Source organism: Oleiphilus messinensis, assembly GCF_002162375.1.
GTDB lineage: Bacteria > Pseudomonadota > Gammaproteobacteria > Pseudomonadales > Oleiphilaceae > Oleiphilus > Oleiphilus messinensis.
Window position 1 is genome coordinate 2,829,903 of record NZ_CP021425.1, and the last position, 13,234, is coordinate 2,843,136.

8 protein-coding genes are annotated in these 13,234 nt (G+C 48.0%); 2 read left to right on the top strand and 6 right to left on the bottom strand.

The window, feature by feature from the left end; all coding sequences use genetic code 11:
• Window positions 1–10: 10 nt before the first annotated feature.
• The 6 genes from OLMES_RS12455 to OLMES_RS12480 all read right to left on the bottom strand — a co-directional run bounded on the left by OLMES_RS12455 (window position 11) and on the right by OLMES_RS12480 (window position 7,221).
• Window positions 11–1,804, bottom strand: coding sequence for a BatD family protein (locus tag OLMES_RS12455; protein WP_087461553.1), 1,794 nt, complete (start codon window positions 1,802–1,804; stop codon window positions 11–13).
• The gene (locus OLMES_RS12460; protein ID WP_087461554.1) at window positions 1,798–3,675 is read right to left on the bottom strand and encodes a vWA domain-containing protein; all 1,878 of its coding nucleotides are present in this window, start codon (window positions 3,673–3,675) and stop codon (window positions 1,798–1,800) included. Before OLMES_RS12460 ends, OLMES_RS12455 begins: the two co-directional genes overlap by 7 nt.
• Window positions 3,672–4,694 (bottom strand): vWA domain-containing protein, encoded by a 1,023-nt coding sequence (locus tag OLMES_RS12465; RefSeq protein WP_087461555.1) that lies wholly within the window; start codon window positions 4,692–4,694, stop codon window positions 3,672–3,674. Before OLMES_RS12465 ends, OLMES_RS12460 begins: the two co-directional genes overlap by 4 nt.
• On the bottom strand, window positions 4,685–5,182 hold the full coding sequence (locus OLMES_RS12470) for a DUF4381 domain-containing protein (protein ID WP_087461556.1): 498 nt from the start codon (window positions 5,180–5,182) through the stop codon (window positions 4,685–4,687). Before OLMES_RS12470 ends, OLMES_RS12465 begins: the two co-directional genes overlap by 10 nt.
• Entirely contained in the window at window positions 5,179–6,192 is a 1,014-nt protein-coding gene (locus OLMES_RS12475) for a DUF58 domain-containing protein (RefSeq protein WP_087461557.1), read from the bottom strand. Before OLMES_RS12475 ends, OLMES_RS12470 begins: the two co-directional genes overlap by 4 nt.
• A gap of 63 nt (window positions 6,193–6,255) precedes the next feature.
• Window positions 6,256–7,221, bottom strand: coding sequence for an AAA family ATPase (locus tag OLMES_RS12480; RefSeq protein ID WP_087461558.1), 966 nt, complete (start codon window positions 7,219–7,221; stop codon window positions 6,256–6,258).
• Between the two features lie 195 nt (window positions 7,222–7,416).
• Here OLMES_RS12480 and OLMES_RS12485 point away from each other — a divergent pair, with 195 nt between their 5' ends.
• On the top strand, window positions 7,417–12,303 hold the full coding sequence (locus tag OLMES_RS12485; protein ID WP_087461559.1) for an NAD-glutamate dehydrogenase: 4,887 nt from the start codon (window positions 7,417–7,419) through the stop codon (window positions 12,301–12,303).
• 679 nt (window positions 12,304–12,982) lie between these two features.
• Window positions 12,983–13,204, top strand: coding sequence for a DUF2835 domain-containing protein (locus OLMES_RS12490; RefSeq protein WP_087461560.1), 222 nt, complete (start codon window positions 12,983–12,985; stop codon window positions 13,202–13,204).
• Window positions 13,205–13,234: the final 30 nt, after the last annotated feature.

Below are 13,234 nucleotides of genomic sequence, written 5' to 3' on the forward strand. Positions count from 1 at the left end.
ATAGCCTGTCTTAGTTGGGGTACAAGTCCGGTAAGTCAGACTGCTTTGTTTTTGGCGTGCGAGAAGATACATTCTTGAGGCAACGTTTCATCACCGCATTAATATTTGTACCCAGTTGAATTTGGCTATCGATTGATCGTTTACTATTCACACCGTAGAGCTCTCTTTCATAAGCATTCAGCAATTTGGTTAATTCGGGTGAATCGAAATAGCGCTTTACCCATTCCAGATTAATGAATGGTTGTCCTCTTAAATCGCCTGTTGCTGCAGCACCTCCCGTATTTTCATGCTGAAGTTGTCGGATCAAGAGCGAAATTGCATTCTTTTCTCCCGCGCTGAATGCCGCAAACACATGCTTCCATTCAGGGTTATGGCCGACCGGTTTTGTGGGGGCTGGAGCTGTATTTTGGCGATTTCGGATAATCAATATTATCGCAATGATTGTGAGTAGCCAGAGAGCGGCAAGGCCAAATGACAGCCACTGCCAAATTACTGTTTCTCCGTTAGTGTTGATTGTCTGTAGCTGTGGTGTTTTTTCGGTGTCATTGCCAATATCGTCTTGTATGGCGACTGGCGCAGTGGGGACCGGCTCGGGTTGTGTTGCATCCGGGAGAATATGAATTGTCCTTGCCGGGATTTCGGCGATTTGCTCGATGTCTTGAGCTGTATCCCACCAGGGAATACGTATTGCAGGCAGGGTTATTGTACCGGGTTCAACGGCAATTACTGCAATGTTCTGTTCGGCGGTCGCTTCTGCGCCGAGTGGATTCGGCGTCGAGTTCTTTTCGAGTGGGGCAGGGTAAAGCTTCAGGTTTGTGTTGTTGTCCGCCGGTATATTGGGCAGTGCTGAGCCCAATGCTGCGATAGCCTGTAACGAAATTGACCGATTCAGGGCATCACCGACTGTAATTTCAGCTGGATCTTTGTCCCAGGACTCCTTAAGTGTCAGGCTTCGAAGCGGGAGCCAATGTGTACCGGTGAAGGTATCGGGTATGGATTTCACCGAAATGGTCTGATCAGTAGAGTAAGCGCGTTTGTACTCCATTCGTCTTCTCAAGTTGCGTACTTGACCTGAGAACTCAATCTTGGGGACAATGATTGTGCCCGTGACTTGTGGAAAAAGCACATATTTGCGTTCGATAACTTCATAGTTAATGTTATAACGCATCGTGTTGTAACGGTTTTCATCGAGAAGTTCAATGATGATATCTTTATGTTCCGGTTGGGATAAGTCGCCCCTGGCATTCCCGGTATGGAAGAAGCGAACGGTGAATATAACCTGTTCCTGAAGGTAGACTGTTTGTTTGTCGATCTCAGTTTCGAAAAAAGCGAGGGAGGGCGTTCCATCTCCCGGCTTGGATTGACCCGGGAGTACTTCTATTGCGATGGGTTCCGACGAGTCATCTTTTAAAGTAAGCGCAGGAATGGTCAGTTTACCGGTCTGTTTGGGTGCAAGGGTATACTGCCAGGTAATTTGCGCTTTCGTTTCTCCGTTGATGTGTCGCATATTGTACTGCTGATTTTGAGACAAAATCTCGAACTGTGACAGCAATGGCGTGGTGTCCGGCGCAGGAAAATCGGAGCGGCCTAAAGACAAGAGACCACCCAGAGACAAATCCAATTCAACCTCGCCCTCAATTTGTAACGTCAGGGTGTCGGTTTCATAAATTTTATTTTTATCCACGCGAACGGAAAGCGTGTCACTTTGGGCTGACAACGAACCAAAAAGCGTGAAAAAAATGAGCCATACCGTGCATAGTTTGACTGCGTCTTTAAACGATATGATTGCGGCTTGTCTCACCATAGTGGTCGTCCTTCACGGGAGTCTTGATTATTTTCGCGCATACGCTCGCGATATTGTTGCAGGAATTTTTGTCGCAGGAGTCCTCCAGGCTCATCTGGAATGCGCCTGAGCATCTGCTCTGAAGCAGGGTCGGGTTGTTGCCCTTGGGTCTCTTCCATTTGATCGGCACCGATTGATTTTTCGCTTTGGTCCTGCTCATTTTGTTGGGACGGATCGCTTCTTCCAGAGCTGTTTTCACGGCTATCTTGATCCGTGTCCCCCTCTAAGCCTTGTTGCCCGGCCTGCTCTGAACCATCAGCCTCATTTTGCTGACCTTGCTGACCTTGCTGACCTTGCTGACCTTGCTGACCTTGCTGACCTTGCTGACCTTGCTGGTCAGAGGATTGCTGGTTCTGTTCTTGTTGATTTTGCTGATCGGATTGGCTTTCATCAGACTGCTGGTTCTGCTGGTTCTGCTGGTTCTGCTGGTTCTGCTGGTTCTGCTGGTTCTGTTGCTCTTCCAGCATGGACTCGACGAGCTTTCGATTGTGTTCGGCATCGGCCATATCAGGATCAAGGGATAAAGCCTTTTCATAGGCTTCCAATGCTTGTGGATACTGCCCAGACATCGCGAATGCGTTTCCCAAATTGTACAGTTGATCTGCACTTTGCTCCTCTAGTTGGTTCAGATCCGATTGGGCCTTGTCGAATTGATTCGCTCGATACTGTGAAGCTGCGCGCCATTCAGGGTTCTCAAAGAGTGATGCGGCACTGTCGTAGTCGCCTTTGTTATAGGCGTCCATTGCCTGCTGGTCAGCTGTTTTAAACCAATCCTGCCATCCCTGCGCATGGCTTGAGGGGCTCAGGCTCACGCCGGAAACCAGGCACGTTGCCAAAATGACTGTAGAAAACGCGCCTTGCCGGTAGCAAAGTAAAGCGAGTAAAAGAGCCGGAAAAATGAGCCAGTATCCGGCATCGTGCCAATCCGCTACCATGGTATGCTCTTCATCCGTTTGCGTGGAAAGCGGGTCTGGAATGACTGCAAGGCGACGCAAGTCGTGATTGTTCAACGTGATATCTGAATAACTGCCGCCAGTTTCCCGTGCAACTTCTTGCAGCACTTCAGGATTCAGTTGTGGGATAACCACCTTGCCCTGATATTTGAACATTTGTCCGTTGTCTGGACGAATAATTGGAGCGCCAGTCGTTGTCCCTACGCCCAGAACATCGATTGGTGTCGCACCGGCTAGATCGATGATTTCAGGAACCTGATCAGGGGCGATTTCGTCTGTGATGAGAAGTATTCGGCCATTGTCAGCGGGCGCTCTGGACAGGAAATCCCGAGCCATGCGAACCGCTTGACCGGGTTCACTGCCACCTTCCGGCATATACATGGGTTCCAGGTCGGAGAGCAGGAGTTCAATGGTTTTTACATCATCGGTTAATGGTGTGACTGAATGCGCATCTCCAGCATAGACGATCAATCCCGTGTTACCCTCGCGGCGCAGTTTCAATAGATCCTGAAGTTTTTGTTTGGCCCGAATCAATCGGCTTGGCTGCAGGTCTTCTGCATACATTGAGAGTGACAAATCGAGCAAAACCACCAGATTGTCGATACTTTTACGGGCTGGTATTTCTGTTTTTTCCCAGGTCGGGCCTGCCAGTGCGAGCGATATCAAGAGTGCGAAAAGCGTAAGTGGCAATCCTGATTTGCTTTTGAGTGTTTTCCGGCCCGAAACATTCAGGTATTGGAGAAACTCCGGAGCAATTACTTTTTGCCAGGAATTGCTCATGTGTCCTTTGGATATCAGCCAGGGAATGATCATGGAGGGTATGATAAACCACAACCAGTCAGGACGGAGGAAGTGGAAATTCGATATGAATTCGGTCATTTTTCCGTTCTCTGCTGATGGGGTTGAATTAGATTTCGTAGTCTGGATGCAAGATTAGGTAATTCGCGCAGAATCAGCCGTAACATCAAGATCAAAAAGGCGCTGGCCAGCGGCCAAAAGTAAACTTCCACCACCGGCCTGTAGGGTTTGGCTTCGGTCTCAACGGGTTCCAGGTGATTCAGGTTCTCATAGATCAACCCCAGCTCCCCGGTATTGCGAGCCCGGAAATATTCGCCACCGGTTTCGGCGGCAATCTGTTGCAGGGTCTGTTCGTCTATTGCCATTCCGCGACGTAAGTTTGATTGATTCTGAGTACCAACCCCGATGGTGTATATTTTAATCCCTGTTTTTTTTGCAAGCTCCACCGCTTGATCCGGCGATAGTTCCCCAGCAGTATTTGTGCCGTCTGTCAGGAGTATTAAGACTCTCGAATTTTCGGGGCGCTTTTGCAATCGTTTTACCGCAAGACCTATGGCGTCCCCAATGGCAGTGGCTTTGCCTGCCATACCAATAGCGCTTTCCCTTAGCAATGTTTGTACGGTTTCAAGATCGAAAGTAAGAGGTGCATGGACATAGGCACTACTGCCGAACACGATTAATCCCATTCGATCGCCCTGGCGTTCGCTAATAAATTCGCTCACGACGGACTTAACAGCGGCCAGACGATTTGTTTTAAATCCCCGAATGATCATATCTTCAGCATACATTGATTCAGATAAGTCAACGGCGAGCATCAAATCACGCCCGGACTGAGAGATATCCACTGGGTCGCCTATAAACTGGGGCCGGGTCAGTGCTGTGACTAATAAAAACCAGATCAAAAACAGAAGCATTTTTTGCGCTACGCTCGTTTCTGCACGAGTATCACGGGCAGATTGCAACACCCTGGTCGCTGTGGCGAAACGGGGCAACCTGATGGCCTGTTGACTCTCATCTGTGGGCTTTGGTCTGATCAACAGCGGTAGCGGCAATAATAGGAACAACCAAGGCCATGCAAAAGTAATGTCAGCTACAGACATGCTTTGATCCACTCCCTGATTTGCTCATAGTGAAATCGGCGATCAAGAGTTTTTGATTTTTGATATTGGCAGTTCGCCAAGTCAGAAAAATCAAAGTTTTGACCGTTTTTAGGTAACCGGAGATTTTGTAACCTGAGCTGATGTAGGGTTTCAACCCATGTTTCACCACTGAGTGGGTTGCATCGGGTTTCAGGATACCTGAGCCTGACAACACGCTTGAGCAATGCATTGAGTGATGCTGCGAAGTCGGAATCGGAATTGTCCACGCCTTCATTCTGTTCGTGATTCAAATATAATCTCTCTAGCTCCTGAAGTGCCTGGCGGCGCCACCGGTTTTTGCGAAATCGGAACATGGCGAAGAGCACCAATGCGATCAGGGTGAGTATGCCTACGATTAAAATGTACCAGCCGGGAGCCAGGGGCCACCAACTTACGGCTTCGGGCAGGTGTATGTCTCGAAGTTGAGTCGTCAATTCTTCGGGCGTCATGGTGTGATGCTGCCTCCGCGGAAGAGTAACTTCAGACCATTTAACAAGGGTTCCTGAGTGCTTAGCGTATGCAGTGGAATATTCAGTTTGCCCACCGTCTCGGTGAGGTACTGTTGCTGTTCATTTACTTTGGATTTGTAGCGGCTTCTCGCCTGATTGTCATAGGTATCGAGCAGGGTGAATTGTTTACCGTCAGAAATCGGATACATACCAGGCGGTGGAAGCTCGAAATCCAGGGGGTCTGACGTTTGTATCGCGATAATTTCACTGTGTTTTTGCAATTCAAAAAGTATCTTGCGGGATTCCGGATTGAAGTCCAGAAAGTCGCTGATCATAATCAGTAATCCACCGGGTTTCCCGATTCGCCGATATTCCTGAAGCATGCTGTTCAGATCGATTAATTGTTCGGACTCGGTATCACTTACGTTTAACTTTTGATTAAATTCACTAATGGTGTTCAGGATGTGCATGAGTGTTTTCCGACTTCTTGCCGGACGGATTTCCCGGTGCTCATGGTCTGAGAATACTAATCCCCCAACGCGATCCCCTTTGTTAATTGTCAGCCAACTCAGCGTGGCGGCGATTTCTGCAGCGAGCACAGACTTGAAACAGTGCCGGGAGCCGAAGAACTGGGAAAGACTTTGGTCACAGAGCAGGGTTACAGGGCGTTCCCGTTCTTCATGATAAAGTTTGGTGTGCGGTTTTTGGCGTCGTGCGGTAACACGCCAGTCAATGCTGCGGATGTCGTCACCCGGCTGGTACGCTCTCACTTCGGCAAACTCCATGCCGCGACCCCGAAAGCGCGATTGGTTTGGCCCCGATTGCTGGCGCAACCCCCGCTTTGCTGAGGGCAGTTGCAGCGCAGCAGCGGTGAAACGGAGTCTTATCAGATCCTCTAGACTGCTGTAGACACGTCCTTCGACTGACGACTTTACAAAATTGTCAGTCGGAAAATTCGAGGCTAGATTGTCTGCGTAGTTATTTGGTTTTTTTGTTTTAAAAATACCCATAGATCGCACTTTTATTGAAACGTTGATATCTGATAGTGCCTGGATACTTGAATACTGTGTGAATCAGCTTACCGGTACACGTTCAAGTATCGTGTCGATCACTTTATCAACGGTCATACCCGCAGCCTCAGCCTCGAAGCTGATCAGCAGGCGGTGTCGTAATACTTCGCGGACGACAGATTGAACATCATCCGGGCTGGTAAAGTCGTTGCCTTTCAACCAGGCATGCGCCCGTGCGCAGCGGTCAAGGGCAATTGTTCCTCGAGGGCTTGCACCGAAATCAATCCAACGCGCCAGATCTTCACCATAGCGTTCGGGCTTCCGGCTTGCCATGATGATTTGGACGATATAATTTTCGACACTGTCCGCCATATAAATTTCATTTACGGCCTTGCGGGCGGCAAAGATAGACCCCTGGGTAATTTTTTCGATCTGCGTCGTACCTGATTGCTCCGTAGTATTTTCAGCTCGTGCTAATTTCAGAATTGATTTTTCCGCGGTCTCATCCGGATAATCAATTTTTACGTGCATCAGGAATCGATCCAATTGTGCCTCAGGGAGGGGGTAGGTTCCCTCTTGCTCGATCGGATTCTGTGTTGCCATCACGAGAAACAGTTGGGGCAGGGGCCAGGTTTGATTGCCGACACTGATTTGTCGTTCAGCCATTGCCTCAAGTAACGCGGATTGGACTTTTGCTGGTGCCCGGTTAATTTCGTCGGCCAGTACCATGTTGTGGAAAATCGGTCCTTTCTGAAAGCTGAAGCTACCGTCTTCCGGACGGAATATCTCTGTGCCAGTGATATCTGCCGGTAAGAGATCGGGGGTAAATTGAATACGTTGAAAATCTGCTTCCAGTTTGTTGGAAAGATCCTTGATTGCTTTCGTTTTTGCCAGGCCGGGTGCACCTTCAACCAAAAGATGGCCATCGGCAAGTAGCGTGATCAGTAGGCGCTCGACAAGGTGGGCCTGTCCTATAATGTGTTCGCTCAGGTAATTACGGAGCTGTTGAAAATCTGTTTGAAAACTCATGATATGTTTTCACTTTTTGTTTGGCGGAGTCATTATTTTTTAATCGGATGCCACTAAGGTGTGGACGTTGCCCAAAATTTCAAGGCGTAGACTATCATTAAACTATGTTCATGATTCGGAATGAGACTTGATTCTAAATCGCATAAAAATAAACAGTTAATCCCGGTGTTCTGAGATACCGGTAAGTGGGGGAATATGAAGCAGGCTAATACTGAAAGTAAAGAGAAGTTCCTGAGCCAACTGGAAGAGCTCTATCGCGAAAAACTGGAAGCCAGACTCGCTGACGATGTGATGCTGTTCGCCAGTCAATACTTCGAGAATCTCCCGGTGGAAGAAGCTCGGGGGCGCAGGTTGGAAGATATTTATGGTGCAGTCTTATCCTGCTGGAACTTCCTGAATCATCATCAGGTAAATCAACCCAAAGTCGAGGTTTTTAACCCTGACCTGGAAGAGAACGGTTGGCAATCCACCCATTCTGTTATCGCGATATTGCATGTTAATATCCCGTTTTTAGTCGATTCGATCCGGCTGGCCCTTAACAAGGCAGAGCTTACGATCCACTCAATCCATCATGCGGTATTGCAGGTTGAACGCGATCGGAAAGGGCACTTGACCAAATTGCTCACCCGGGATGAAAAACTGGCCAAGAAAAAAAGTGATGCCAAGAAAGGTGCAGGGGAAGCTTTTGTATTTGTCGAGATTGATCGTCGAAATGAGGCTAAAGCGCTTGAGGGTCTCCGTCTGGAATTACTGCAAGTGCTGTCTGAAGTACGCATAGCGGTAGATGATTATGAAACCATGCGCCAGTATGCGCTGGATTCGCGCAAGGAAATCAAAAAGAACAAACAGTTTTCCAGTGACGACCTCACTGAAGCGACCGCTTTTATCAATTGGCTGGCGGACGATCACTTTACGTTTCTGGGCTATGACGAGTATGAGTTTACCCGCCGGGATAATGACATTGAATTAAGGCGTATCAAAGGGTCGGAGTTGGGGATTCTGAAAAGCCACAATGAACGACCGGGAACAGCCTATCTGAGCGAATTGCCCCGCAAGACTCGGGAACATTTGCTAAAACCAGATATTTTTGCCTTTGCCAAGTCAGCACAGCGATCTCGTGTCCATCGGCCTGCCTATCCAGACTATGTCTCCATTAAAAAGTTTGATTCGGATGGCAACGTAATCGGAGAACGTCGTTTTCTGGGCCTTTACACCGCCACGGTGTATCAGCAACGCCATTCAGAAATCCCATTGATCCGAGCCAAAACGGCGAGTGTTATTGAACGTTCCGGGCTCGATACCAACGAGTATGGGCGCAAGGAGTTGGAGCAGGTTCTTGCTGTATATCCCCGAGATGATTTGTTTCAGATTGACGCGGATGAATTATTTCGTGTTGCAATGGGAATTATGTACATTCAGGAGCGCCGTAAGATCCGGTTATTTATCCGGGAGGATGCCTACGCCCAGTTTGTCAGTGCAATGGTGTTTGTGCCCCGGGATATTTACAACACCGATTTGCGTCTGAAAATGGAGCACATCTTGTGCACCGAACTTGAGGCAGAAGACATTGAATTTACCACACATTTTTCCGAGTCAGTGCTAGCGCGAACCCAGTTTAATATTCGGGTGAAGCAAAAAGACGATCGAGTAATTGATGTCGATGCGCTGCAAAATAAAATTGTTGAAGCCGCACAATCCTGGAAAGATGGCTTTCGTGAAGCATTGTATGAAGCTCATGGGGAGGAATTGGCGAACACCTACATTCATCTCTACGAAAATGCTTTCCCCGCCGCATATCGAGAGGAGTTTTCTCCTCGTCGGGCCGTAATCGACGTCGACCACATGGCAGAAGTCAATCGTGACAAGCCGATATCCATGAGTTTTTATCGGGCGCTTGAGGAGCTTGATCACACCCTTCACTTCAAATTATTTCACCCTGAAGAGCAACTCCCTCTGTCGGATGTTTTACCTATTTTTGAAAATCTCGGTTTGAAGGTTATCGGTGAGCACCCTTATGAGGTCAAAAACCGTAAGGGAGGCGTGGTTTGGATACATGATTTCACCTTGCACAGTTATGCCGGTCGGGTTATTGATATTCACCGCATACGAAAAATATTTGAAGAACTGTTCCAGAAAGTGCTGCTCGGCGAAGCAGAAAACGATAATTTCAACCTGTTGCTCCTGGGGGCCCACCTGAATTGGCGCCAAATAGCCTTGATTAGGGCTTATGCGCGCTACATGCGCCAGATTCGGGTCAGCAATAGTCAGGAGTTTATCGCGCTAACGCTGGCAGCCCATGTTCCTTTGACGCAAATGATACTCACTTTCTTCGAGTCGAAATTTTATCCAGATACCTTTAAGAGCCGTTCCAAGAGTGCTGCAAGCCAGCAAAAAATAGAGCTTGAGTTCAATCAGGGACTGGACGAAGTGAGCAATCTCAGTGAAGACAAAATTCTAAGGCTCTATATCGATCTGATAAAAGCGACGCTCAGAACCAATTTCTATCAGCCCGATAACGCCGGCCAGTTAAAGAATTATATTTCACTCAAATTTAGCCCTTCAGACATTCCGGATATGCCATTGCCCATGCCAATGTTTGAAATTTTTGTCTATTCCAACCGGATTGAAGGTGTGCATCTGCGCGGTGGAAGGGTTGCTCGAGGCGGGTTGCGGTGGTCTGACCGCTACGAGGACTTCCGTACTGAAGTGCTTGGCCTGGTCAAAGCTCAGCAAGTCAAGAATGCCGTGATTGTGCCTGTCGGCGCTAAAGGCGGATTTGTCGCCAAGCAGTTGCCGGAAAATGATCGGGAAGCTTTTTTGCGCGAGGGGGTCGAAAGTTATAAAACGTTTATCAGAGGTCTACTGGATATCACCGATAATGTTCAAGAAGGTGCGGTTATCCCGCCGCAATCCGTGATCCGTCATGATGAGGATGATACCTACTTGGTTGTCGCGGCAGATAAAGGAACCGCCACGTTCTCGGATATTGCAAATCAGTTGTCAGCAGAATACGGGTTCTGGCTGGGGGATGCGTTCGCTTCCGGGGGCAGTCATGGCTACGATCATAAAAAAATGGGTATTACCGCACGCGGTGCCTGGGTGAGTGTTGAGCGACACTTTCGGGAAATGGGGGTTAATACTGCGACCACAGATTTTACTGTGGCCGGGGTGGGCGATATGTCGGGGGATGTTTTCGGTAACGGGATGTTGTTATCGCCCCATATTAAACTGGTTGCGGCATTCAACCATCTGCATATTTTTGTTGATCCTGACCCTGATGCTGAGCGCAGCTTTGCTGAACGGCAGCGTTTATTCGAATTGCCACGGAGTACCTGGGATGACTTTGACAAATCGTTAATTTCTAAAGGTGGCGGTGTATTTTCGAGAGCATCGAAATCAATCGCGCTTACCCCGGAAGTTAAAGCATTGCTCGGAATAAAAGTTGATCGGGTTCCACCGAATATGTTGATTTCTTATATTCTGAAGGCGGAAGTTGATTTGGTCTGGTTTGGCGGCATTGGCACCTATGTCAAAGCAAAAGCTGAAACCGATGCTGATGTGGGCGATAAAGCCAATGATAATCTGCGGGTGAATGCCCGGGATTTACGTGCAAAAGTAATTGGCGAGGGGGGCAACCTTGGAATGACCCAGAGGGCCCGGATCGAGTTTGCGCTTCAGGGGGGGCGACTCAATACTGATTTCATCGACAATGCCGGCGGTGTGGATTGCTCGGATCATGAAGTTAACATGAAAATTTTGCTCAATGAAATTGTGGCAAATGGTGACCTCACCGAAAAGCAACGCAATGAAATGCTCGCGGAGATGACGGATGAAGTCGCGGCTCTGGTTCTGAAAAACAATTACCGTCAAACCCTGGCGATCAGCAATGCCTCCTTTGACGTTGCGCCAAGAATTGAAGAGTATCGCCGTTTGATCTCGACATACGAATCATCCGGAAAACTGAATCGTGAACTGGAGTTTATACCCGACGATGAAACCATATTGGAACGTAAGGTGCTCAATTTAGGGTTGAGTCGGCCGGAGCTCTCTGTGTTGATATCGTATGTAAAGGGAGACCTCAAAGAGAGTTTGAATGAATCCGCATTGCCGGATGATGATTATCTTGCCCGGGAAATCGAACAGGTTCTCCCAAAAATGTTGGTTGAGAAGTATTCGGATCAGCTGAAGTTACACAAACTGCGCCGTGAAATTGTGGCAACACAAATCGCCAATGATATGGTCAACCACATGGGGATTACTTTCGTCGAGCGCCTCAGGCAATCTACTGGAGCATCTGTGGGCGCCATCTCGTTAGCCTACATTATTGCGCGGGATGTTTTCAGGCTCGAGCATTGGTGGACAATGATAGAGCGACTTGACTATACCGTTCCCAGTGAGACGCAGGCAGAAATGATGAGCGAATTGATGCGACTTATCCGCCGCGCATCCCGCTGGCTGTTGCGCAATCGCCGCAGCGAGTTGAATATCGCCGCCAATGTGAAGAAGTTTGAAAAAGGCGTTAATGAAATTGCAGATAATCTGTCGAGCTATTTAATTGGAGACCAGCTACTCGAGTGGCAGAATAAATATGATCAATATGTTGCGGGTGGTATTGATCCAGGTCTTGCACAAATCATAGCCGGGGCAACGCATCTCTATTCTGCGTTGGGTATTATTGAAGCGCAGGAGCTAACGTCTACTACGTTGCCGGAAGTGGCCTATATCTATTACTCCTTGGGAGAGCAACTCGATTTGGGGTGGTTTTCCAGTCAAATCAACCAGATGCGTCCCGCTACCCATTGGCAGGCCCTGGCTCGGGAGACTTTCAGAGAGGATCTGGACTGGCAGCAACGTTCCCTTACAGTTGGTGTGTTGCGCTTGAAAAATGCACCCAAGGCAGCGAATGAGCGCCTGACACACTGGTTGGAATACCACTCAGAGTTGGTGGATAGATGGTCACAGATGTGCACAGAACTCAAAGCATCAAAAGATCCTGAGTTCGCGATGTACTCCGTCGCGCTCCGGGAATTGTTGGATCTTGCCCAAAGTTCGACCCACGCGACACCGGGCGGTCAACTTTAAGCGAGTAAGAAAGTGAGTCAGTAAGATAAGTAAGGGTAAATCACGAGCGGGTTCTGAGGGGAGGTTGCACTATTTATAGCAGTCTCTTCCTTCAGTAATCGAAGTGGGGGCTTTTTCAGGGCAAAAAAAAACGGCAATGTTAGATAAGTTCTAGCATTTACCGTCTGGTTCGTGGGCTAAGTATTGGGTGCCCAGTCTTCTTGGTGGAGAAAACAAACGGCCTGAGTTTGTTGTCTCAAAATCAATGTGACTAGGTTATCAATTAGGGGGGCGTAGTGGCATCGTCCAAAGGGCTTAGTTTTATGGAAAAATAGCAAAAAAGTGAAGAAATCAGGTGATTTAGCGGAAAGAGTCGACCTGAAAGGCTGAGGGAATGGTCTTAAAGCCTTTTTGGTGTATAAATTCAGCTCAGATTGTCAAACAATCTTAACGTTATTTATATTAGATTCTATGCTATCTCCTAATGGGGGAATTTTCTGTGGACTGGTCTAGGTTTTTAGTGAAAATTAGCTCTTTGCCACATTCCTGCTACTCAGCCGGTTTTCGCACAAAGTTTATTCGTTGAGATGCATTAATCTTCCGCCTGTGTTGTTACTCATTTGTTGTACAATAGCAACCAGGCTAAACCTGTCGGACCTGCGCTAGTAAGTAATAAATTATTAGAGATAAAACGTATTTCATGCACAGTATTATTGTAGATTTGGACATACCTGCGGATGATTGGTTGTACTATTATCGGGGGTCTGTGCGTTCTGTGTCTGCGATATGCAGAACCGGAAAGCGAGTTCAGTTCCCGGCTTCAATTCTGAAGAAGTTTGTGACACGTTCCGGTGTCCGTGGTGTTTTTCAGATAAATTTTGATGAAAACAACAAGTTTCAATCCGTGGTCAAGTTAGCTTGAGTTCTCTCGGATCGCTTTTCATGCTCGTGG